Annotated in this window: 24 protein-coding genes; 13 read left to right on the forward strand and 11 right to left on the reverse strand. The window is 57.9% G+C overall.

The genetic code is table 11. The features are described from left to right. The 3 genes from BMX04_RS15435 to BMX04_RS15445 all read left to right on the forward strand — a co-directional run. Positions 1 to 361 (forward strand): integrase core domain-containing protein (locus BMX04_RS15435; protein WP_139194580.1); only part of this gene is annotated, 361 nt, incomplete at its 5' end. 20 nt (positions 362 to 381) lie between these two features. Then, entirely contained in the window at positions 382 to 834 is a 453-nt protein-coding gene (locus BMX04_RS15440) for an NYN domain-containing protein (RefSeq protein ID WP_244888569.1), read from the forward strand. 114 nt (positions 835 to 948) lie between these two features. Beyond that, positions 949 to 2172 carry an MFS transporter gene (locus BMX04_RS15445; RefSeq protein WP_074787801.1) on the forward strand — a complete coding sequence of 408 codons (1224 nt, stop codon included), beginning with the start codon at positions 949 to 951 and terminating at the stop codon, positions 2170 to 2172. Here BMX04_RS15445 and BMX04_RS15450 read toward each other — a convergent pair. Genes BMX04_RS15450 through BMX04_RS15460 form a run of 3 tightly spaced genes read right to left on the reverse strand, consistent with a single transcriptional unit; the run spans position 2155 to position 4447 of the window. Continuing rightward, positions 2155 to 2751 carry a Smr/MutS family protein gene (locus BMX04_RS15450; protein WP_074787802.1) on the reverse strand — a complete coding sequence of 199 codons (597 nt, stop codon included), beginning with the start codon at positions 2749 to 2751 and terminating at the stop codon, positions 2155 to 2157. The genes BMX04_RS15445 and BMX04_RS15450 overlap by 18 nt on opposite strands. Next, positions 2748 to 3791 carry a murein transglycosylase A gene (mltA, locus tag BMX04_RS15455; protein ID WP_074787803.1) on the reverse strand — a complete coding sequence of 348 codons (1044 nt, stop codon included), beginning with the start codon at positions 3789 to 3791 and terminating at the stop codon, positions 2748 to 2750. Before mltA ends, BMX04_RS15450 begins: the two co-directional genes overlap by 4 nt. Continuing rightward, positions 3788 to 4447: a Tim44/TimA family putative adaptor protein gene (locus tag BMX04_RS15460; RefSeq protein WP_074787804.1), complete on the reverse strand. Its 660-nt coding sequence runs from the start codon at positions 4445 to 4447 to the stop codon at positions 3788 to 3790. The genes mltA and BMX04_RS15460 overlap by 4 nt, the downstream gene beginning before the upstream one ends. A gap of 109 nt (positions 4448 to 4556) precedes the next feature. Here BMX04_RS15460 and BMX04_RS15465 point away from each other — a divergent pair, with 109 nt between their 5' ends. Next, on the forward strand, positions 4557 to 5030 hold the full coding sequence (locus BMX04_RS15465) for an FxsA family protein (RefSeq protein WP_074787805.1): 474 nt from the start codon (positions 4557 to 4559) through the stop codon (positions 5028 to 5030). 65 nt (positions 5031 to 5095) lie between these two features. Beyond that, positions 5096 to 5593, forward strand: a complete 498-nt coding sequence (gene secB / locus BMX04_RS15470) for a protein-export chaperone SecB (RefSeq protein WP_074787806.1) — start codon at positions 5096 to 5098, stop codon at positions 5591 to 5593. Position 5594: 1 nt separating this feature from the next. On the opposite strand, the gene dnaQ is transcribed toward secB, so the two are convergent. The 4 genes from dnaQ to BMX04_RS15490 are packed head-to-tail and all read right to left on the reverse strand — an operon-like array spanning position 5595 to position 8335. Next, positions 5595 to 6323: a DNA polymerase III subunit epsilon gene (dnaQ, locus tag BMX04_RS15475; protein WP_074787807.1), complete on the reverse strand. Its 729-nt coding sequence runs from the start codon at positions 6321 to 6323 to the stop codon at positions 5595 to 5597. Further along, the gene (gene coaE, locus BMX04_RS15480; protein ID WP_074787808.1) at positions 6316 to 6909 is read right to left on the reverse strand and encodes a dephospho-CoA kinase; all 594 of its coding nucleotides are present in this window, start codon (positions 6907 to 6909) and stop codon (positions 6316 to 6318) included. The genes dnaQ and coaE overlap by 8 nt, the downstream gene beginning before the upstream one ends. Then, complete coding sequence (locus tag BMX04_RS15485; protein WP_074787809.1) at positions 6906 to 7739, reverse strand: shikimate dehydrogenase; 834 nt, start codon at positions 7737 to 7739, stop codon at positions 6906 to 6908. The genes coaE and BMX04_RS15485 overlap by 4 nt, the downstream gene beginning before the upstream one ends. After that, complete coding sequence (locus BMX04_RS15490; protein WP_074787810.1) at positions 7736 to 8335, reverse strand: Maf family nucleotide pyrophosphatase; 600 nt, start codon at positions 8333 to 8335, stop codon at positions 7736 to 7738. Before BMX04_RS15490 ends, BMX04_RS15485 begins: the two co-directional genes overlap by 4 nt. A 546-nt stretch (positions 8336 to 8881) precedes the next feature. On the opposite strand from BMX04_RS15490, the gene rho reads away from it, so the two are divergent. Genes rho through BMX04_RS15520 form a run of 6 tightly spaced genes read left to right on the forward strand, consistent with a single transcriptional unit; the run spans position 8882 to position 15665 of the window. Next, a complete protein-coding gene (gene rho, locus BMX04_RS15495; protein ID WP_175477386.1) occupies positions 8882 to 10153 on the forward strand; it encodes a transcription termination factor Rho in 1272 nt (423 codons plus the stop codon). Between the two features lie 21 nt (positions 10154 to 10174). Continuing rightward, positions 10175 to 11461 (forward strand): tRNA uridine-5-carboxymethylaminomethyl(34) synthesis GTPase MnmE, encoded by a 1287-nt coding sequence (gene mnmE / locus BMX04_RS15500; RefSeq protein ID WP_074787811.1) that lies wholly within the window; start codon positions 10175 to 10177, stop codon positions 11459 to 11461. A gap of 3 nt (positions 11462 to 11464) precedes the next feature. Next, on the forward strand, positions 11465 to 13336 hold the full coding sequence (gene mnmG / locus BMX04_RS15505; RefSeq protein WP_074787812.1) for a tRNA uridine-5-carboxymethylaminomethyl(34) synthesis enzyme MnmG: 1872 nt from the start codon (positions 11465 to 11467) through the stop codon (positions 13334 to 13336). Further along, positions 13333 to 13938 (forward strand): 16S rRNA (guanine(527)-N(7))-methyltransferase RsmG, encoded by a 606-nt coding sequence (gene rsmG / locus BMX04_RS15510; RefSeq protein ID WP_074787813.1) that lies wholly within the window; start codon positions 13333 to 13335, stop codon positions 13936 to 13938. The genes mnmG and rsmG overlap by 4 nt, the downstream gene beginning before the upstream one ends. Beyond that, a complete protein-coding gene (locus BMX04_RS15515) occupies positions 13931 to 14740 on the forward strand; it encodes a ParA family protein (RefSeq protein ID WP_050664386.1) in 810 nt (269 codons plus the stop codon). Before rsmG ends, BMX04_RS15515 begins: the two co-directional genes overlap by 8 nt. A 19-nt stretch (positions 14741 to 14759) precedes the next feature. Beyond that, the gene (locus tag BMX04_RS15520; RefSeq protein ID WP_050664387.1) at positions 14760 to 15665 is read left to right on the forward strand and encodes a ParB/RepB/Spo0J family partition protein; all 906 of its coding nucleotides are present in this window, start codon (positions 14760 to 14762) and stop codon (positions 15663 to 15665) included. A gap of 8 nt (positions 15666 to 15673) precedes the next feature. Here the strand turns inward: BMX04_RS15520 and hemW are convergent, their stop codons facing one another. Genes hemW through rph form a run of 3 tightly spaced genes read right to left on the reverse strand, consistent with a single transcriptional unit; the run spans position 15674 to position 18138 of the window. After that, a complete protein-coding gene (gene hemW / locus BMX04_RS15525) occupies positions 15674 to 16858 on the reverse strand; it encodes a radical SAM family heme chaperone HemW (RefSeq protein ID WP_074787814.1) in 1185 nt (394 codons plus the stop codon). Continuing rightward, positions 16821 to 17429 (reverse strand): RdgB/HAM1 family non-canonical purine NTP pyrophosphatase, encoded by a 609-nt coding sequence (gene rdgB / locus BMX04_RS15530; protein WP_074787815.1) that lies wholly within the window; start codon positions 17427 to 17429, stop codon positions 16821 to 16823. Before rdgB ends, hemW begins: the two co-directional genes overlap by 38 nt. After that, on the reverse strand, positions 17422 to 18138 hold the full coding sequence (rph, locus tag BMX04_RS15535) for a ribonuclease PH (protein WP_074787816.1): 717 nt from the start codon (positions 18136 to 18138) through the stop codon (positions 17422 to 17424). Before rph ends, rdgB begins: the two co-directional genes overlap by 8 nt. A gap of 116 nt (positions 18139 to 18254) precedes the next feature. Between rph and hrcA the strand changes: the two genes are divergently transcribed. Together hrcA and BMX04_RS15545 are read left to right on the forward strand one after the other, a co-directional pair. Continuing rightward, positions 18255 to 19319, forward strand: coding sequence for a heat-inducible transcriptional repressor HrcA (hrcA, locus tag BMX04_RS15540; protein ID WP_050664454.1), 1065 nt, complete (start codon positions 18255 to 18257; stop codon positions 19317 to 19319). Between the two features lie 9 nt (positions 19320 to 19328). Then, complete coding sequence (locus BMX04_RS15545) at positions 19329 to 19889, forward strand: nucleotide exchange factor GrpE (RefSeq protein ID WP_050664453.1); 561 nt, start codon at positions 19329 to 19331, stop codon at positions 19887 to 19889. A gap of 15 nt (positions 19890 to 19904) precedes the next feature. Here the strand turns inward: BMX04_RS15545 and mutS are convergent, their stop codons facing one another. Continuing rightward, positions 19905 to 22523: a DNA mismatch repair protein MutS gene (gene mutS, locus BMX04_RS15550; protein ID WP_074787865.1), complete on the reverse strand. Its 2619-nt coding sequence runs from the start codon at positions 22521 to 22523 to the stop codon at positions 19905 to 19907. Between the last annotated feature and the right edge of the window lie 33 nt (positions 22524 to 22556).

Consider the following 22556-nt stretch of genomic DNA (forward strand, 5'->3'; position numbering starts at 1 on the left):
TGTGGTCGACGCCTTGACCGACCTGTTCATCCTGCGCGGTCCGCCGGAATACATAAGATCCGACAATGGCGCGGAATTTATCGCCAAAAAGGTACGCGCTTGGATCGGCGCGGTGGGCGCCAAGACGGCCTTTATTGCGCCAGGATCTCCGTGGGAGAACGGCTACTGCGAAAGCTTCAATGCCAGGTTCCGGGATGAGCTTCTGAACGGTGAGGTCTTCTACTCGCTACGCGAGGCCCAGATTCTGATCGAGAAGTGGCGCCGCCACTACAACACAGTCAGACCGCACAGCGCTCTGGGATACCGCCCACCAGCGCCCGAAAGCATCGTTCCGATAGACCAAAGGCCGACCATGCACTAACATTTAAAACGGACCACTCAGTGGGGGCAGACCACCCGCCCGAGCCCGAGGCAGAGCCGAACCGCATCCTGATCGACGGCTCCAACGTCATGCACTGGAAGGACAACACCCCGCAGATCGCGACGCTGCGCGAGGTCATCGGGCATCTGCGCGGCCTGGGCTTTGCCCCCGGCGTCGTTTTTGACGCCAATGCGGGCTATCTGTTGAAAGGCAAGTACAAGCACGATGACGCCATGGCCGGGTATCTGGGGCTGGCCGAGGATTGGGTGATGGTCGTGCCCAAGGGCACGATTGCCGACAGCTATCTGCTGACCGTCGCGCGCGACGTGGATGCCCCCATCGTCACCAATGACCGCTACCGCGATTGGGCCGGGGAGTATCCCGAGATCGCCAAACCGGGGCGGCTCATCCGGGGCGGCTATCGCGACGGCGTGCTCTGGCTCGACGAAATCGCCGCGCCGGTGCCCGCCTGAGGGCAATTTAGGCCTCGTTTTTCGACACCGACGCAATACCGACAGAATACCGACGTGATACAGCCCGGGCGGAAAGCGCTTTTCTCTCCCCCCGTTTCACGCGAGGAAGGAGGCATGCCGATTCTCGCCTTCCTCCGCGACAACGCGCCCTGGCTCACCGCCGGGGTGCTGCTGACCTTCCTCAGCAGTTTCGGGCAGACCTATTTCATCTCGGTCTTCGCCGGGGAAATCCGCGAAGGATTCGGGCTAAGTCACGGAGAATGGGGCGGAATTTACACCCTCGGCACCACCGCCTCGGCGCTTGTCATGGTCTGGGCCGGGGGCCTCACCGACCATTTCCGCGTCCGCGTGCTCGCCCCCATCGTGCTCCTCCTGATGACCGCCGCCTGCCTGTCGATGGCCCTCAACCCGGTCTGGTGGCTATTACCGCTGGTCATCTTCGCCCTCCGCTTCACAGGCCAAGGCATGATGAGCCACCTGGCCGTAGTCGCCATGGCCCGCTGGTTCATCGCCAGCCGGGGAAAAGCCTTATCTATCGCGACCTTAGGCAACTCGGTGGGGGAGTCTTTGCTGCCCCTGATCTTCGTTTCACTGCTGATTTTCCATGACTGGCGGGTGCTGTGGGTGGCCGCTGCGGTGATGGCCCTGATCGGCATTCCGCTCCTCCTCCTCCTCCTGCGCCGCGAACGCACACCGCAAAGCTGGGCCCAGACCAGCCAGTCGCTCGGCATGGACGGGCGGCACTGGACGCGTTCCCAGACCCTTCGGCATTTCCTGTTCTGGTTCATGATCCCGGCGCTTCTGGGGCCCTCGGCCTTCAACACCGCGTTCTTCTTTCATCAGGTGCATATCGCTGAAATCAAAGCGATTTCCCACGTCGAACTGGTGGCGATGTTCCCGCTTTATACGGTGGTGGGGATCGGGGCGATGGTGCTGTCGGGCTGGGCGCTTGACCGATTGGGCACGGCGCGACTCTTGCCGTTCATGCAACTGCCGATGGTCGTGGCCTTCACCCTCTTTGCGTTTTCCGAGGGGCCAGTGATGCTGATCCTCGGCTTCGTGTTTCTCGCACTCACAACCGGGGCGAACAGCACCCTGCCCAACGCGTTCTGGGCAGAATTCTACGGCACCGCCCATATGGGCAGCATCAAGGCGATGGCGGCGGCGATCATGGTCTTCGGCTCGGCTATCGGGCCAGGGCTGACCGGGCTCGGCATCGATCTCGGCCTCGCGATCGAGGCGCAGTTCCTGCTGATCGCGAGTTATTTCGTCTTTACCAGCGTGATGATGGCCATCGGTGTGACCCGCGCGCGCCCACAGCTATCGCTGACGTCTTAGGTAGACGTAATAGGCCCCGCCGCCGCCATGTTTCAGATGCGCTTCGCTGATCTGGAGGACCAGCGGGGCGAGTGGCATCATCTTGAGCCATTGCGGCACATTATGCCGCAGCACCCCGTGACGGACCGGGATCGGTCCGCCCGGATCACGATGCTTACCCTTGCCGGTCACCACCAGCACAAGCCTGAGGCCAGCGGCATGCGACCGCTGGATGAAATTGTTCAGAGCGGGATGCGCCTGATCAAGGGTCATGCCGTGCAGATCGAGCTTGGCCTCGGGCATCAGCTTGCCACGTTTCAGGCGGGCATGGGCCTTCTTGTCCATCTTCACCGGCGCGTTGCCAACGCGCTCGGCAATGCCGGGCAACACGTCATGGCCGCGCGGCTGCCCATTGGCGGATTGACCGACGCTGAATGGCTCGATCGGGGCAGGGCGCGGTGTGACAGGCTTGGGTTTGCGCGGCGCGGTGTCGGTCAGAGTGCCCGGTTGCGGCTTGCGTTCGGGTGCGAGCGGTGTCGCCTTGCGTGCCACTTCTTCCCAGAGCGCTAGCTCATCCGGGCGTAAGCGCCGACGGCTCATGGCTCTTGTTCCGTGAGCATGGCGTAAGCGCGCTGAATAGGCATCAGCACAATCATGCGCCCCGGGTCGCGCAGCTTTCCAGCGGCGCGCCCCGCTGCATCGCCGGTGCCAAAGAAAATATCAGCGCGTTGGGCCCCCTTGATCGCAGATCCGGTATCCTGCGCAATCATCAGGCGGTGCATTGGGTTTGCGCCTGCCTTCTCGATCCAGACCGGTGCGCCGAGCGGCACAAACGCAGGATCGACCGCCACTGTCCGTCCGGTGGTAACGGAGCGGTTCATAGCGCCCAAGGGCCCTCGTTCGGCAGGCACCTGATCAATCCGACGAAAGAACACGTAGGACGGATTGTGCATCAAAAGCTCGTGCCCTTCGACCGGGTTGCGCCGCACCCAGTTCTTGATCACCTCGGCGCTGACTTGGTGTACATCGTAGACTCCGCGTCGCACCAGCTCGACCCCGATAGAGCGATATTCGTGTCCGTTCGCCCCGCCATAACCCACGCGGATCACACGGCCATCGGGCAGCCTGATCCGGCCCGATCCTTGGATTTGAAGGAAGAACAGCTCTACCGGATCGTCGACCCAGGCGATTTCAAGTCCCCGATCGCGCATCACGTCTGTCCCAAGTATCTGCCGCCGCGTCAGCCAAGGATTGCTGCGCTTGGCTTCGGGCGGTTGACGATAGACAGGATAGCGATATCGCGGATTGGGGCGCAGGGCACCGTTGAGTTCCGGCTCGAAATAGCCGGTAAATAGGGCAGGCTTGCCGTCGTTGATCACGACCGGTCGAAAGAACAACTCGAAGAACGCACGCGCATCGGGGCGCTGCCCAGCCAAGGCACAAAGCGCTGTCCAGTCGGGATCATCGAGATCAGCACAGGTGTTGAGAAACACCTCAAGGGCGGCGGCGTGATCATCAGCCTCCCACCCCTGTAAATCCGAGAAATCCAGGATGTCGTGGCGGATCTCCTGCGCACTTGCGGGCGGGACCAGCCCCGAGAGGACCAGCGCCAATATGACCGCCTGCAGCGCGCCCGTCATTCGCCAGTGGCAACAAGCCGCCAGTTTGGATCGTCCGAGCCCATGACGCGCTCGTAGGTCCAGATATCTTTCTGACGCTTGCTTTGTCCCGGCGCGCCCTCGATGATCTCGCCATTGGCGTCACGCACGACCGAGATCAACTCGCCCACACAGCGAACATCAATCTCGGCACTCTTGGTGTCGGAATTGAACCTCGCATCGACAAGGGAAAGATCACGGACACCGAGAAATTCCGCCTCGATGGTCAGGCCCTGTTTTTCACGATCATCGACGACCTGCGCAAATGCCTCGTAGACATCGCGATCCATGAACGGCATCACCTCGTCAAGCTTTCCCCGCTCAAAGGCCATGAGTATCATCTCATAAGCACCTCGCGCGCCCTGCAAGAAGCCTGTTACGCTGAAATCGGGCTCAATGCGCTTCATCTCCGCCAAGGCTGCGGCGGCATCGGAATCTTCAGGCACATGATCGATGATGTCATGATCAGGGCCGCCCTCGATCACCTCAAACTCCCGGCGGGGGGCCTGCCCGGTCCGGGGCTGGGTGCGTGGCGGGCCTTCATAGCCATCCCTTGTGCCCAGAACACTCTTCAGCCGCAAGATCAGGAAAATGGCAATACCGGCGAGCACCAGTAACTGCAGAATGGGCGAATTCATGGGCACCTCATGTTGTGCGGGGCATGGTAAGCTCTGTCACTCGTTCTTATGTAGGGGACGCGATGGACCAAGTCCACCGTGAGGACCAGAAAACGAAGGAGGGTCGCGCATGTGGCTGTTGCTTGCATTCATCGTTGTCCCGTTGATCGAGATTGCATTGTTCATTCAGGTGGGCGGCATGATCGGACTTTGGCCAACATTGGCTATCGTAATCCTGACCGCACTGCTGGGGACCTGGCTGCTGCGTATGCAGGGCGCCGCGGCATTGACCGATCTGCGGCGCAGCTTCTCGGAAGTCGAAGACCCGTCAGAGCCGCTGGCCCATGGCGCGATGATCCTGTTTGCCGGGGCGCTCTTGCTGACACCGGGGTTCTTTACCGATGCCGTGGGCTTTGCGCTACTGACACCGCCGGTGCGCAGGCGGATCTTCATCGAACTGCGCAAACGGGTTCATGTCGCCCGGTTCGAGGCGGGATCGCAGCCGCGGCCCGATCCACAGCCCGACATCATCGACGCAGATTATGAGGATCTTGATGCCTCAAAAACCAGTTCGGGCAAGCCCTCTGGCTGGACTAGGCATTGAGGCACCGCCAACCGCCTGCTATGGAACACGCGATATTCATTTGAGTCATCCATCAGGAGAGTCCCATGGCAGACCAGGAAAACGGGGCAGCCGCCCAGGAAACCCCGCAGGTGCGCATGCACATCATGACGCAATTTGTGCGTGACCTGTCCTTTGAAAACGTGCTTGCGCAACGCGGCACAGGCGGCGAGGTTCAGCCTGACGTTGAAGTCGCCGTGAATCTCGACGCCAAGAAGCGCTCGACAGAGCATCAGTACGAGGTGGCGACCAAGCTCAACATCACCTCGCGGAACAAGGAAAGCGAAGAGACGCTTTTTGTACTAGAAATGGATTATGTCGGCGTGTTTCACGTCGAGAACGTGCCGGAAGAGCAACTTCATCCCTTCCTGCTGATCGAATGTCCCCGGATGATCTTTCCCTTCATCCGCCGTATCGTCAGCGACGTAACCCGCGACGGAGGCTTCCCGCCGCTTAACCTTGAAAACATCGACTTTGTTCAGCTTTATCGCAACGAGATCGCGCGTCGTCAAACAGAAGCAGGAACCCAGACCGCCGACGCCTGATCTAACGTGACCAAAGTGCAGCGTCGCCCATCTGCTCGACAAATGCGGAATGGGCGGCGCTTTCCTCTTCACTGAGACGCGAGCGCAGGGGTTCTGGACGTGGTCCGGGACGCCAGCTTGGCTCTGAACCTCCCCCGACATGATGCGTCTCTTGCCTCTGTGACAAAACAAGATCGGGCTGCCGGCCGCCGATCAATTCCAGATAGACCTCTGCCAGAATTTCTGAATCGAGCAACGCGCCGTGTAGAGTGCGCGCGGTGTTATCGATCGCAAAACGCCGGCAAAGCGCGTCGAGCGATGCGGGCGATCCAGGGAATTTCTGCCGCGCCATGGTCAACGTGTCGATGGCCTGCGCCCATGGCAGTTGCGGCAGGCTGAGCCAGTCCAGCTCCGCGTTAAGGAATTTCATATCGAACGCAGCATTGTGGATGATCAGCTTGGCATCGCCTATAAACTCGATAAAGGCCTGAGCCACGTCACGGAACATCGGCTTGTCCTTCAGTGTCACCTCACCGGGGCGCGGCGGTCGCGGGGCGTCAAGAAGATCAGGGCCAATACCGTGCACGCCAAAGGCTTCATCAGGCATGCCGCGTTCGGGATTGATATACTGGTGATAGGTTCGCCCGGTCGGCATGTGATTGTAAAGTTCGATCGCCCCGATCTCGACAATCCGGTCGCCACTTTCGGGATCAAATCCTGTCGTTTCCGTATCGAGAACGATTTCACGCATGGAGTCGGGTCCTTTTGATATGGCCGAGCACGTCTCGCACCTGGGAGCGGGCGTGATCAAGACTGTCGGTTTCGATCACATAATCTGCGCGTGTGCGTTTTTCAGCATCCGGAAGCTGTTTTTGGATGATCGCCTTGAGTTGTCCGGCATCCATGGTGCCACGCGCCATGACGCGTGCCTGTTGCTCTTCAGGCGTCGTTGAGACGACCACGGTCGAATCAAGATACCGCTCTGCACCGGTCTCGAACAAGAGCGGGATATCAAGCACGGTGATCGGTGCCGTTTGCGCGTCGATAAACACTTGTCGATCCTGCGCTACGAGGGGATGCACGATGGCCTCGATCTTGTGCAAGGCTCCTGGATCACGGCGAATGATCTGTTTGAGCGCCTCGCGACAGACAACGCCTTCGCGCACCACATCGGGAAAGGCGCGCTCCATCAGGGCAACTGCAGGCCCACCTTGGGAATAAAGCCGGTGCACAGCGGCATCGGCATCCCAAACAGGACACCCCTCATCAGCGAACATGGCGGCCGTCGTGGATTTGCCCATCCCGATGGACCCTGTAAGACCAAGGCGAAACGTCATCGCAGGGCTGCAGCGCGGGTCGCACTATCTACCGTCGGGCGCGTCCCGAACCAGCGCTCGAAGGCAGGAACAGCCTGATGCAACAGCATACCGAGCCCGTCGACGGTGATACAGCCCATCTTTTCAGCCTCTATCAAGAGGTGTGTTTTGAGGGGCGCATAAACCAGATCAGTGACGACCGTCCCCTTGCGCAAACCATCGAGCGGCACACGCAGTGGAGGGCTCCCGATCATGCCGAGCGACGTGGTGTTCACGACCGTCGAGGCGTCATCCATCATGTTCCCGGCCTGAACCCAGTCAATCACCGTCAAACGACGCCCGAATTCCTGCTGTAAAGCCTCGGCGCGCACCCGAGTCCGGTTGGAAATCAGGATTTCCGGTACCCCAACATCGAGGAGAGATGCAACAACCGCTCGCGCCGCACCTCCGGCACCAAGGATTGCCGCCGGTCCCGCCTCGGGATGCCAATCGGGCGCGTTCTGGCGAAGGTTCTGGATGAATCCATAACCATCTGTATTATCCGCGTGGATTTTACCATCTTTTCGAAAAATAAGCGTGTTCGCAGCGCCAATCAGTGTTGCGCGATCGGTGACCAGGTCAGCAATTTCAAGAGCGCGCTCCTTATGGGGAACTGTGATATTTACACCCACGAACCCTGCCTTCGGCAAACTGTGAAGGATTTCCTCAAGATCAATGGCCTCGACATGCATAGGCACGTAATAACCAGATATGCCCAGTGACTTGAGCCAATGGCGGTGCAATTGCGGAGATTTTGAATGGGCAATCGGGCACCCGATGACCCCGGCCAAGGGAATTTTGGCATGGCTCATGTCGGCAAATCTCCTCGCAGGGTCAGAAAAGACAAAAGATCGAGCAGGGGAAGCCCCAATACGGTGAAATAATCCCCTTCTATACGAGAAAACAAGCGCACACCTTCAGCCTCTAGCTGATAGGCACCGACACTCTCGCCGATTTCGGGCCAATTTCTTTCAAGATACCCCTCAAGCCAGTCTTCGGAAAATGTGCGCATGGTCATGCGCGCAACGCCGACATGTCGCCAGACAGGCTTGCCCGCCTCGCACAGCACGGCGGCAGACAAAAGATCATGGCGTTTCCCGCTCATATGAAGGAGCTGACTGCGGGCTTCTTCGAGGCTGCGGGGTTTCGATAACAGTTGACCGTCTAGATTGAGGACCTGATCACACCCTAGGACAAGCGCGTTCGGCTTTTTTGAGCTGACGCGAAGGGCTTTGAGTTCGGCGAGGGCATCGGCAATGTCGCGGGTCGGTGTTTGCTCTGCCAACAGGCTTTGACGCAGGGCCGATTCGTCCACTCTGGGTCGCACAACATCAATCTTGAGCCCCGCGTTTTCCAGAAGATGACGTCGGATTTCAGACCCGGAAGCTAGCGTGAGGGTGAATGTCATGTGGATAACCTTAAGTAAATGTTAAGGGTTTCGTTCGGAGATACCGGACGAGTTTCCATAACCGGCCGACTATCACGATCGTACGGATAGTTTCGACGATAGTGTGGCCTTGATATCCCGCTCTGACAAGGATGACTCTGATCATGTTGAAACCCCGTAAGCGGGTAAGTTGTCAACAGGCCTGACATATGTCGGCACCGTGTATCTAAATGATCAAGATATTGATATTGTTGTTTTAATTCCAGTTCAGTCAGGATTTATTTCCTGCGTCACAAAACCATACACAGCGTTACCAACAAGGGGATAACTCAATGCGTAAGTATTTGATCCACAGGTATCGCTGTGCCTACAACAAACTACATATCTTTTTTCTCTTATATTTATTAATAAGGTAAGGCGAGCGTCTATGCTTTCATGTGGCATATCGGAAAGATTGACCTCCGACGCCAACACGCTTAAGAGAAAACCCAAGCGCCCGTCCGGGCGCCGTGACCTTCCCATATCACCAAAGACATGCCCGTTGCCGGTATGACTATAGGATGTATCATGTCTGACGACCGTCTGAATCTGTCCGATCTTAAAGCGCTGAGTGCCAAGGAATTACTTTCGATTGCCGAGGAACTCGAAATCGAGAACGCCTCGACAATGCGAAAGGGCGAGATGATGTTCTCGATCCTTAAGGAACGTGCCGATGAAGGCTGGGTCGTGTTCGGCGATGGTGTTCTAGAGGTGCTGCAGGATGGGTTTGGTTTCCTGCGTTCGCCGGAGGCGAATTATCTTCCTGGTCCGGATGATATTTATGTATCACCGGACATGATACGCCAATACTCCCTGCGCACCGGCGACACCATAGAAGGGGAGATGCGTCAACCGGATGATAATGAGCGGTATTTTGCACTTACGTCGGTTACCCAGATCAACTTCCAAGAGCCCGAACGCGCCAAGCACAAGATCGCTTTCGATAACCTTACCCCGCTTTACCCCGACGAGCGTTTGACTATGGAAGTCGAGGATCCAACGATCAAGGATCGATCCGCTCGTTTGATAGATCTGGTGGCTCCAATAGGTAAAGGGCAACGCTCGCTGATTGTTGCGCCACCGCGGACGGGTAAGACAGTTTTGTTGCAGAACATCGCCAATAGCATCGAGAAAAACCATCCCGAATGCTATCTGATCGTTTTGTTGATCGATGAGCGTCCTGAAGAAGTCACGGATATGCAGCGGTCTGTGAAAGGCGAGGTTGTCAGCTCGACCTTTGATGAACCGGCAACGCGGCACGTTGCCGTGTCCGAAATGGTAATCGAAAAGGCAAAGCGGTTGGTTGAACATAAGCGGGACGTCGTCATCCTGCTCGATTCGATCACGCGTCTCGGTCGAGCCTTCAACACGGTCGTTCCCAGTTCTGGCAAAGTTCTGACGGGTGGTGTCGATGCTAACGCCTTACAAAGACCCAAGAGGTTCTTTGGTGCGGCGCGGAATATCGAGGAAGGTGGATCACTTACGATCATCGCAACGGCGCTCATCGATACTGGTAGCCGGATGGACGAGGTGATCTTCGAGGAATTCAAAGGGACCGGGAACTCCGAGATCGTGTTGGATCGTAAAGTTGCGGATAAGCGTGTGTTCCCAGCGATCGACATTCTCAAATCCGGCACTCGGAAAGAGGACTTACTGATCGACAAGATCGACCTTCAGAAGACCTTCGTTCTGCGGCGTATTCTCAATCCTATGGGTACGACGGATGCGGTAGAGTTCTTGCTTTCCAAACTGAAGCAGACCAAGACGAATGCGGAATTCTTCGATTCTATGAACACCTAAGCCGATCTACGGGGTCGTGTGATGGATACGATCTATGCTGTTTCGACGGCCAGGGGAAAGGCCGGAGTGGCCGTGATCCGAGTGTCTGGACCGGATGTGGAGCATGTGGCAAAAGTGATTTGCGGCGGCGTACCGCTGCCCAGAAAAGCCACGTTGCGTGTCTTGCAGAATCAAAAGGGTGAGCGCCTTGATGAGGCGATTGTTATTCATTTTCCAGGGTCAGCGAGCTTTACCGGGGAGCCGGTTCTTGAACTGCAAGTCCATGGAAGTATGGCGGTCGTATCTGTGGTGCTTGAATGTCTGAGCCGTTTGGATCGTCTGCGGCCAGCGGAGCAAGGTGAGTTCACGCGGCGAGCACTTACGAATGAACGGTTGGACTTGACGCAGGTCGAGGCGCTCGCCGATTTGATCGACTCTGAAACCGAGTCGCAAAGGCGGCAAGCGATGCGCGTTTTGTCCGGGGATCTCGGGCGGAAGGCGGGAAGGTGGCGTCAGGCCTTGATACGTGCGGTCGCCCTTTTGGAGGCCACGATTGATTTTGCTGACGAGGACGTGCCCGAGGATGTATCAGCCGATGTGTTGGCCTTGGTCGATCAAGTCAGTCACGACCTGTCTACGCAGATCGCGGGCGTAGGCGTCGCAGAGCGTATCCGAGATGGATTCGAGGTCGCGATTGTTGGTCCGCCCAATATCGGGAAATCTACGTTGCTCAATGCCTTGGCCGGTCGTGATGCGGCGATCACATCGGAGTATGCAGGAACGACGCGTGATGTCATCGAGGTGCGAATGGATTTGTATGGACTGCCGGTTACTCTACTGGATACGGCAGGTCTGCGTGCAACGGAGGATGCCGTTGAAAGCATCGGCATTGCCCGGGCACGGGATAGGGCGAGCGCGGCAGATATTCGGGTGTTTTTGACGTCGGATGGCGTAGCTCCGGGTGATCTTTTTCGGGACGAGGACATCGTATTAAGAGGTAAGGGTGATCTGCTTGATGAAGTTGGACAATCCATTTCAGGCCTGACTGGAAAGGGAGTTGATGCGCTTGTCCAACAAATCGGGGCCTCTCTTGAAGAGCGCGCGGCAGGCGCTGGTATCGCGACCCGTGCGCGGCATGAGGATGCCATGCGGCGCGGCGCTTCTTCACTGCAGAACGTGAGGCTGATGGTTTCAGAGGCAGAGCCAAACGTCGATCTTGTGGCAGAAGAGTTGCACACCGCTATTCGCGCCCTTGATTCTCTGGTAGGACGGGTCGACATTGAGGCGGTTCTAGATGAGATATTCGCAAGCTTCTGCCTTGGTAAATGAGGAGTGTTTCACGTGAAACATTTTGACGTCATTGTAATCGGCGGTGGTCATGCGGGTGCGGAGGCGGCCCACGCGGCGTCACGCGTGGGCGTGTCTACGGGCCTTGTAACGCTGTCCAGCCGCGATATCGGCGTAATGTCCTGTAATCCGGCGATTGGTGGTTTGGGAAAGGGCCATCTCGTTCGTGAGATAGACGCCCTGGATGGCGTCATGGGCCGGGTTGCCGATCAGGCCGGAATCCAGTTCCGCCTTCTCAATCGTCGTAAAGGGCCTGCCGTTCAAGGGCCCCGTGCGCAGGCCGACCGCAGGCTTTATCGAGAGGCGATGGGGCATGAAATGGACGGGCAGCCAAACCTCACACTGATAGAAGGAGAGGTTGCAGATTTCCTGATGGCATCGGGAAGCGTAACTGGAGTTTTGCTCGCAGATGGAAGTAAGATTCCAGCAAAGGCGGTAATCTTGACCACCGGTACGTTTCTTCGTGGGGTCATTCATATCGGTGATGTGTCGCGGCCGGGCGGGCGCATGGGTGCGCCACCCAGCGTTCGGCTTGCCGCCAGGATTGATAGCTTTGGCTTACCGCTCGGGCGACTTAAAACCGGGACGCCCCCGCGGCTTGATGGCAAAACGATCAACTGGGACGGGCTGGACTTACAGCCACCGGATGATGATCCGGTGATGTTTTCTTTTCTCTCAAAAGCGCCGACTGTGCGCCAGATTTCTTGTGGAATTACCCATACAAATGACCGTACGCATGACATCATTCGCGAAAACCTTGGTCGATCCGCAATGTATGGGGGTCACATAGATGGTGTCGGACCACGCTATTGCCCGTCCATCGAGGACAAGATCGTTCGGTTCGCCGACAAAAGCTCTCACCAGATCTTTTTGGAGCCGGAGAGTCTTTATGATGATGTGGTCTATCCGAACGGAATTTCGACGTCTTTGCCTGAATGTGTGCAGGCCGATTATGTTCGTTCAATAGCAGGGCTTGAGGCCGCGAAAATACTGCAGCCAGGATACGCAATCGAGTATGACTATGTAGACCCCCGAGCTTTGACGCAGAACCTTTCACTGAAGGATGTTTCAGGTCTTTATCTTGCGGGACAGATCAATGGTACAACCGGATACGAAGAAGCCGCAGCGCAAGGGCTGGTTGCTGGGCTCAACGCGGCCCGGTTCGCACGGGATGAGGATCCTGTCCGGTTCAGCCGTACGGATAGCTATATAGGCGTCATGATAGATGATCTGACCACGCGCGGAGTGTCTGAGCCGTATCGGATGTTTACCTCACGTGCAGAGTTTCGCCTCTCGTTGAGGGCCGACAATGCGGATCAACGCCTGACCCCGCTCGCTATAGCTCTGGGCTGCGTCAGCAAGAACCGTGAGCGCTTGTTTCAAGCGAAGATTGATCGCCTGACGAAGGGAAGGTCGCGCCTTGAAAGTCAAAGCTATACACCAAAAGACCTCCAATCTGCTGGACTTGTTGTCAATCAGGACGGAACCCGTCGCAATGGAATTCAGGTATTGGCGTTTCCCAATACAAAGTTTGACGATTTGATTTCGCTTGATCCAGGATTGGCAGGGATCGATGAGGAGATTAGGACGCAGTTAAAGAACGACGCAACCTATGCCAACTACATTGCGAGACAAGCGCGGGATGTTGAGATGTTGCGCCGTGACGAGTCGCAGGCGATCCCGCCCGATTTTGATTTCGGCATTATCCAAGGCTTGTCCAACGAGCTTAAAACAAAGCTAGCGGCGACAAGACCTCAGGACCTAGCACAAGCGGCACGCATCGACGGGATGACTCCTGCAGGATTAACGCTTATTCTCGCGCGGCTGCGGCAAGATCGGCGGTCACGATCCGCATGAACGCCCTAGACAGTGTTTCACGTGAAACAAGTGAGCGTCTCAACACCTACGCCGCGCTACTGAAGAAATGGAATCCGCGCATCAATCTCGTGGCGCGGTCTACTATCGACAGCTTGTGGTCCCGCCATTTTGTTGATTCCGCTCAAGTTTACAGCCTGGCTCCTTCGTATGTCACCCATTGGGTCGATCTTGGATCGGGGGGCGGCTTCCCTGGCCTCGTCGCGGCCATTCTTGGGGCTGAGCGTGCCAATGGATTTCGGACGACGCTTATAGAAAGTGATGCCCGCAAATCCGCCTTCCTTCGCTCGGTCATCCGCGAAACGGCTATAAACGCCACCGTGATCACCGAAAGAATCGAGGTCGCACCGCGTCAGAACGCTGACGTATTGTCCGCGCGTGCTCTAGCAGACCTCACTACGCTTTTATCCTTTGCTGAACTTCACATGAATCCCGACGGGAGTGCGATCTTTCCGAAAGGACAAAACTGGCGCAAAGAACTTCCCGAGGCGCAATCCAAGTGGCAATTCGATTACCAAATTGATAATAGTAAGACAGAAATCGGCCCCGTTATCATGAGTGTCACAGGAGTGCTTCGTGCTTGATCCGCAGAGTCAGACCAACCCGAGAATCATCGCTGTCGCAAATCAGAAAGGTGGCGTTGGCAAGACGACGACCACGATCAATCTTGGGGCAGCGCTCGCCGAAGCCGGGTTGCGCGTACTCATTGTCGATCTTGATCCCCAGGGCAATGCCTCCACAGGCCTTGGCGTCGAACCGGAGGCCCGTGATTTCACGACTTATGACCTTCTGCTTGATGACGTACCGCTTGATCAGATCGTGCAAGCCACGCCCCATGATAATCTGAGCATAATTCCTGCAACAGTTGATCTTTCGTCGGCGGATATCGAGCTGATGTCCAACGAAAAGCGCAGCTTTCTCTTACACGATGCTCTGCGCCAGCACGCAATGAGTGCGCTGGCGCTTGATATAATTCTTATTGACTGCCCTCCGTCCCTCAGCCTTCTGACCGTGAACGCGATGGTCGCCGCGCATTCTGTCCTCATTCCTTTGCAAAGCGAGTTTTTTGCCTTGGAGGGACTCTCGCAGCTGATGCTCACAATACGTGAAGTGCGCCAGACCGCTAATCCCAAACTTCGCATCGAGGGCATTGTGCTCACCATGGTGGATGCACGGAATAACCTGTCGGCACAGGTTGAAAAGGATGCGCGAGATAATCTGGGCGACCTCGTGTTCCAAACCCGCATCCCGAGGAACGTCCGGGTGAGCGAAGCGCCATCCTACGCGCTCTCGGTATTGAGCTATGATCCAAACTCAAAAGGCGCGCAGGCATATCGCGATCTTGCGCGTGAAGTGATGCGGAAACACACCCGGGCTGCGGCCTGATAGAAAGAGGAAGTCGGCGATGAGCAGCAAGAAAGTTCAGAATCGTGGTCTCGGGCGGGGGCTATCTGCGCTTATGGCCGATGTTAACGAAGCGAGTCCCAGCCGGGAGGAGAGCTCCGCAGCACAACCTGACATGATGGTCCCGGTGGAAAAGGTTCATCCAAATCCGAACCAGCCCCGGCGCCACTTCGACGCGGACTCGTTGGCAGATCTTTCACGATCAATCGGGGAAAAAGGTATTATTCAGCCCCTTATCGTGCGTCGTAATCCCAATAGGGAGGGCGAATTCGAGATTGTTGCCGGCGAACGCCGCTGGCGTGCCGCCCAGATGGCAAAACTTCACGAGATTCCTGTCATTCTTCGCGATTTCAACGATACTGAGGTGCTTGAAGTCGCGATTATCGAAAATATCCAGCGTGCCGACCTCAACCCGGTTGAAGAGGCGACGGGCTACAGCCAGCTGATGACAAAATTCGGTCACACTCAAGAGAAACTAGCCGACGTTCTGGGCAAAAGCCGTAGTCATATCGCCAATGCCGTCCGCTTGCTCAACCTGCCGGACGAGGTACTCACCTATCTGCGTGACGGCCGCCTATCTTCAGGTCACGCTCGGGCCCTGATCACCGCAGAAGACCCGGCTGCCTTGGCACGTCAGGTCATCCAGAAATCCCTTTCGGTTCGTGAGACCGAGAAGCTTGCCAAATCCGGCGAAACAGAAGGAAAAAGCCAGAAGAAATCTGGCACATCATCTAGTCACGCAGGCTCAAAGGACGCCGATACAAAGGCGCTGGAAGACGACCTTTCGGCCAATCTTACCATGGCGGTGACCATCGATCATCGTCCTGGGCAGGAGCATGGCCAGATGACAATCCGTTACACCTCGCTCGAACAACTTGATCGCCTGATCGGTATGCTCAGCATCTGATATGGCTTCTACGGTAGCAGTTCCGTGATCACGGCATTCAGTACGGCGCGACCCCTCCGCGTCGCTCTCAGGCGTGTGCCCTCCATCTCAGTCATCCCGATCTCGCGCAAATGTTCAAGCGCTCTGTGATCAAGCGGAGTTCCGTTCAGCGCCGTGAAGCGCTGTGTATCGATACCTTCGGACACCCGCAACCCCATCAACAGGTACTCACCCGCTTGCGCTGGACCAGAGAGAGCGGTGCGTTGCGCTTCCGCTTCACCGCGCTCTGCCTCACGTAGCCAACGGTCGGGTTGAAGCCAGGTTTCCGTCGCATGGCGCTGACCTGCGCAGGTAATTCGCCCATGTGCTCCAGGGCCAATGCCAATATAATCGCCATATCTCCAATAGATTAGGTTGTGCCTCGATTCTGACCCTGATCTGGCGTGGTTCGAGACTTCGTAGGCCGACATGCCTGCAGCATCACAGATTTCTTGAGTGATATGATACATGTCCGCTGCAAGATCGTCCTCTGGCAGCCCACGTAGCTTGCCTGCAGCATATCGATCACCGAAAGCCGTACCTCCCTCGATGGTCAATTGGTAAAGCGAGAGATGATCCACGGCCATTTCCAAGGCGCGGTTCAGCTCCTCGCGCCACGACTCAAGGTCCTGGTCCTGTCGCGCATAGATCAGGTCAAAGCTGACGCGATTGAAGTTTTCCTTTGCAATATCATAGGCTTGTATTGCTTCTGCAACGGAATGGATCCGTCCTAGCCGCCGCAAGTCTTGGTCATTCAGCGCCTGAACACCCAATGAGACACGCGATACGCCAGCGTCCGCATAGGCTCTAAAACGCCCAGCTTCGACCGACCCTGGATTGGCTTCCAGTGTTACCTCGAGATCGTTTGCCATTGGCCAGGCGCGATACACGGCTTGTAAAACCTCGGCTACCGTCTCGGGCTCCATCAGGCTAGGCGTGCCGCCACCAAAGAATACGCTGTTTACGACGCGCCCCGGCAATTCAGCCGCATAGCGCTCGATCTCCCGCAAGTACGCCGCACGCCAACGAGATTGGTCAATCGCGCGCGTAACGTGGCTGTTAAAATCGCAGTAAGGACATTTCGCCTCACAAAATGGCCAGTGAAGATAAAGACCAAATCCACCGTTTTGCCAGTCTTCAGCCAAAACAACCTGCGACAAATTTCTCGAACGCATCCGCCCTGTGACTAATCCGGTTCTTTTCCCAACGATCCATCTCACCAAAGGTTAGCTCATGACCTATCGGTTGAAAAATCGGGTCATAGCCATGCCCTTGGTTTCCGCGCATCGGCCACACGATCCAGCCCTCGACCGTACCATCGAACACGTCGTCTCTCCCATCAGGCCAGGCCAGCACCAGCGTACAGCAAAACCGTGCTGTCCAGGGTTGCGGATGTTTGCTTGCAGCAAGCATGTCATGCGCCCGGGTCATGGCCATGGTGAAGTCACGACCAGTCTCTGTTTGGGCCCAATCGGCTGTGTAAACCCCTGGCGCGCCGTCGAGTGCGTCGATCACGATCCCCGAGTCATCCGACAACGCAGGCAAACCCGTCGCTTTTGCGGCGGCATGCGCCTTGATGCGAGCGTTTCCAACAAAGGTTGTTTCGGTTTCTTCGGGCTCAGGAAGCCGTTTTTCCGCGGCTCCGATCACTGTCACACCATAAGGTGCTAAAAGCGTCGAGATTTCTTCCAGCTTGCCGGCATTGTGCGTCGCCACCAACAGCGTATCACCGGTAAACTTACGCACCGGTGGCCTCGCGTTGTTTGGCAACAAGCTCGCCCACGCCCTTTTCGGCAAGGTCGAGTAGCGTATTCATCTGTTCCCGGTTATATGTTGCGCCTTCTGCGCTCATCTGCACCTCGATCAGCTGTTTCGATGCTGTCATGATGAAATTACCGTCCACTCCGGCCTCGCTATCTTCGGGATAATCGAGATCAAGGACCGGTTGCCCGGCATAGATGCCACAGGAGACCGCTGCGACCGGATCGACCATTGGATCGCTGATCACGTCACCAGCTTTCATCAGCTTCGCGACGGCCAGCCGCAATGCGACCCAACCGCCGGTGATCGAGGCGCAGCGCGTGCCACCGTCGGCTTGGATCACGTCGCAATCCACCGTAATCTGACGCTCTCCCAATGCAACGCGATCCACCCCGGCACGGAGTGACCTTCCGATCAACCGTTGAATTTCCACCGTGCGCCCGCCTTGCCTGCCGACGGTCGCCTCGCGCCGCATTCGGCTGCCTGTGGACCGCGGCAGCATCCCGTACTCGGCCGTAACCCACCCCAGCCCGGAGCCCTTCACAAATGGGGGGACCCGGTCCTCTATCGTTGCAGAACAAAGAACATGCGTGTCGCCGATCTTGATCAGGCAAGAGCCCTCGGCATGTTTCAGCACGCCGGTTTCGATTGAAACTGACCGCATATTACTTAAGTCTCTACCCGAAGGCCGCATTTCTTTCCCCTTTTCAATCTGGCTTGGGGATACATGCGCCGGGCCCCGAATGGCAAGCCCGATTGACCTTTGCCGCCGCCCGTCTTTAATGGCGGGCCAGACAGGAACCGTGCCGAATGAATGACGCCAGCAAAATCCTGGACCAGCTCAACGATCGCTCACGCGAGGTGTTTCGCCGCGTCGTCGAGAGCTACCTGGTCAACGGTGACCCCGTCGGATCGCGCACACTCACCCGCGATTTCAGCGAAAAGGTCAGCGCGGCGACGATTCGGAACGTCATGCAGGACCTCGAATATATGGGTCTTCTCGGAAGCCCCCATATCAGCGCCGGGCGCATTCCCACCCAAGACGGGTTGCGCATGTTCGTCGATGGGTTGCTAGAGGTGTCCGATGTTGAATTGACCGATCGCCGGATGATCGACGCGACCGTGACTAGTAATTCTCAGGATGTGGGCGGTATCTTGGATCGTATCGGATCGGCGCTCTCGGGCGTCACGCGCGGTGCGTCGCTTGTGCTGGCGCCCAAGCATGAGGCCCCGATCAAACATATCGAATTCGTCAGCCTCGCGCAGGATCGGGCACTTGTGGTGCTGGTATTTTCCGATGGGCATGTCGAGAACCGCATCTTCACGCCACCGCCTGGCCAGACACCCAGTTCGATGCGCGAGGCCGCAAATTTCCTCAATGCGTTGATCGAGGGGCGCACACTCTCGGATGTGCAGCGGGTGATCGCCTCCGAGATCGACAAGCGTCGACAAGAGATTGACAGCCTGTCCCAAGCGCTGGTCGAAAGTGGCCTTGCCGTGTGGCAGGGCGAAGGCGACACCTACGAGCGCCTGATCGTACGCGGCCGTGCGAATCTGCTGGATTCTGGGGCTGAGGATGAAGACCTCGACCGCATTCGCATCCTGTTTGACGACCTTGAGCGCAAACGCGACATCGCAGAGTTCCTCGAATTGGCCGAAGATGGCGAAGGTGTGCGCATTTTTATTGGCTCTGAGAACAAACTTTTCTCACTTTCGGGTTCCTCTTTGGTCGTCTCTCCATATATGAACGCTGACCGTAAGATCATTGGCGCGGTCGGGGTCATCGGCCCGACGCGCTTGAATTATGGGCGGATCGTGCCGATCGTGGACTACACCGCGCAACTGGTAGGCAAACTGATCTCCGACCGGAGTTAGAGGTGAAAAATGGCAGAGCCGAGAGAAGACAGCTTCCTTGACGATATCGAAGAGGCAGCGGCAGAAGAGCAGGAGTATTCCGGGGGTGAAATCTCGGGCGAAGCGGCCGAAATCGACGCGCTGCGTGCAGAACGTGATGCCCTTCAGGATAAATTCATGCGCGCCCTCGCCGACGCTGAGAACGCGCGTAAACGCTCCGACAAGGACCGGCGCGAGGCCGAGAATTACGGTGGCTCCAAACTGGCCCGCGACATGCTGCCGGTGCATGACAACCTCAAGCGTGCCCTCGACACGGTGACCGAGGATCAGCGCGCGGGTTCCGCTGCGCTGTTCGAGGGGATTGAGCTCACCCTGCGCGAGTTACGCAATGTCTTTGCCAAGCACGGCATCACCGTGATTGACCCTCAGGTCGGCGACCGGTTCGACCCGCAGCATCACGAGGCGATGTTCGAGGCCCCGCTGCCCGGCACCAAGGCGGGGGAGATCATTCAGGTCTCCGCTCAGGGCTTCATGCTGCACGATCGCATCCTGCGCCCGGCGCAGGTCGGCGTCTCGTCGAATCGCGACTGACGACAGGGCGGGGACCTACCCCGCCTTGTTCGCCAACCCCTTCAATTCATAAAGCAGATCCAACGCCTCACGCGGGCTGAGCGTGTCGGGCAGAACATCTTCCAGCCGCGCCTCCACCTCAGACTGGCGCATCGGCGCCGGGGCAGGGGGCGGTATCGCGGCAAAGAGGGGCAGATCGTCGATCAGCGCTTTTTGCGCTCCGCCACCCTCACGCCCGCCTTTCTCAAGCGCGTCGAGCACCACCCGCGCCCGTGAAACCACACCCTCAGGCAGCCCGGCGAGTTTCGCCACTTGAACCCCGTAACTGCGATCCGCCGCACCGCGCCGCACCTCGTGAAGGAAAATCACGTCGCCGTCATGTTCCTTGACCGCCACCGTCGCGTTGTCCACTCGGTCTAATTTGTCGCTGAGATTGGTCAGTTCATGATAATGCGTCGCGAATAGCGCGCGACAGCCATTCACATCGTGCAGATGCTCCAGTGTCGCCCAAGCGATGCTCAGCCCGTCATAGGTCGCCGTACCACGCCCGATCTCGTCGAGGATCACCAACGCATGATCGTCCGCCTGATTGAGAATCGCTGCCGTCTCAACCATTTCCACCATGAATGTCGAGCGCCCGCGCGCCAGATCGTCCGATGCGCCCACCCGGCTGAAAAGTTGGCTCACCATCCCGATATGTGCCGAGCGCGCGGGCACGTAACTACCGATTTGCGCCAAGAGGGCGATCAGCGCGTTCTGTCGAAGAAATGTCGATTTGCCAGCCATGTTGGGGCCAGTCAGAAGCCAGATATCGTTTTCACCTCCGAGATCGCAATCGTTGGCGATGAAGGGTGCGCCACCCTGAGCGCGCAAGGCACGCTCCACCACCGGGTGCCGCCCGCCTTCAATCCTGAGGGCGCGGCTTCCATCCACATTTGGGCGGCACCACTGCTCGCCCTTGGCCAAATCAGCCAACGCCGTAGCAAGGTCAAACTCTGACAGGCCCTGCGCGATCTGTCCGACTTGTGCTGACAGCGCCAAGATTGAGCCTTTCAGGCTGTCATAGAGCCGCTTCTCAATCTCCAGCGCCCGCCCCCCGGCGTTCAGGATACGGGTTTCCATCTCGCTCAGCGGTACCGTTGTAAACCGCACCTGATTCGCGGTCGTCTGTCGGTGTTTGAAAGTCTCGTTCAGCGGCGCTGCCAGCATCTTCTCTGCATGGATTGCGGTCACCTCGACAAAATAGCCCAGCACGTTGTTGTGCTTGATCTTGAGCGAGTTGATCCCGGTTTCTCGGCTATAGTCGCCCTGCATCGCCGCAATCACGCCGCGTCCCTCGTCACGCAGCTTGCGCGCCTCATCGAGATCTGCATCATATCCTGGAGCAATGAATCCGCCATCGCGTGCCAGCAAGGGCGGTTCGGCGACCAATGCCTGGTCCAGCAGGTCCAGCAGGTCCTGCTGCTGCGTCATACCTGAGACTGGCTCGGCGAGCAGGGGCGGAAGGCGGACCCCCTTCAGGCGTTCCGCAATCTCACCCGCCTGCGCTAGGCCGTTTCGCACCGCCGCCAGGTCGCGTGGCCCCCCTCTGTCCAGCCCCAGTCGCGACAGGGCGCGATCCAGATCCGGCACCCGGCGCAACAGATCGCGCAAGTCGGTAGATACACGGCTCTGTTCCATCGCAAAACTTACCGCGTCAAGCCGGTCCTGCACGACCTCCAAAACCCGGCTTGGGCTTGACAGGCGCCGCTCCAGTAGCCGCCCGCCGCCCGCCGTCACCGTCCGGTCTATGGTGGACAGCAGCGACCCGACACGTTTGCCATCCAATGCGTGGGTCAATTCGAGATTGCGCCGCGTCGCGGCATCAATCTGCATCACCCGTGCCTGCATCTCGCGCACCGGCGGGCGCAGCAAGGGCAACTTGCCTTTCTGCGTGATCTCCAGCCATTCGACAATCGCCGCCATTGCCGCGATCTCGGTTCGCTTGAATTGTCCAAAGGCCTCCAACGTACCTACGCCAAACAGCGCGCAAAGTCGCTTTTCGCCGCCCGCGCTGTCAAACGCTGCCTGTCCGAGTTCTGTCAGAGAGGCGCCGGAATCAGAGATTATATCGGCCAAATCCGCCTCATTTCTTTCCGATACGACCACTTCCCGTGGTGCCAATCGCGCCAGTTCCGGCCCCAGCCGCGCGGCAGAGAGCGGCATGACATGAAACGCACCGGTCGAAATATCCACCCAGGCCAGCGCGCCCTCGCCACGGACCTGCGCAAAGGCCGCAAGATAATTGTGCCGCCTCGCGTCGAGCAAGCTTTCCTCGGTCAGCGTGCCCGGGGTGACCAGCCGTACAACCTCACGCCGCACCACCGATTTCGATCCGCGCTTCTTGGCTTCGGCGGGGTCTTCCATCTGCTCGCAGACGGCGACCCGAAACCCCTTGCGAATAAGCGTAAGCAGATAGCCCTCGGCGGAATGCACCGGCACCCCGCACATCGCGATATCCTCGCCCTGATGCTTGCCCCGCTTGGTCAGCGCGATATCCAGCGCCTCGGCCGCCGCCGCTGCGTCGTCAAAGAACAACTCGTAGAAATCGCCCATCCGGTAGAACAGCAACGCCCCAGGATACTCGGCCTTGATCTCCAGATATTGCGCCATCATCGGCGTCACGGTCGCGGCTGCGCTCGTCACTTG

Source organism: Roseovarius tolerans (genome assembly GCF_900109855.1).
GTDB lineage: Bacteria > Pseudomonadota > Alphaproteobacteria > Rhodobacterales > Rhodobacteraceae > Roseovarius > Roseovarius tolerans.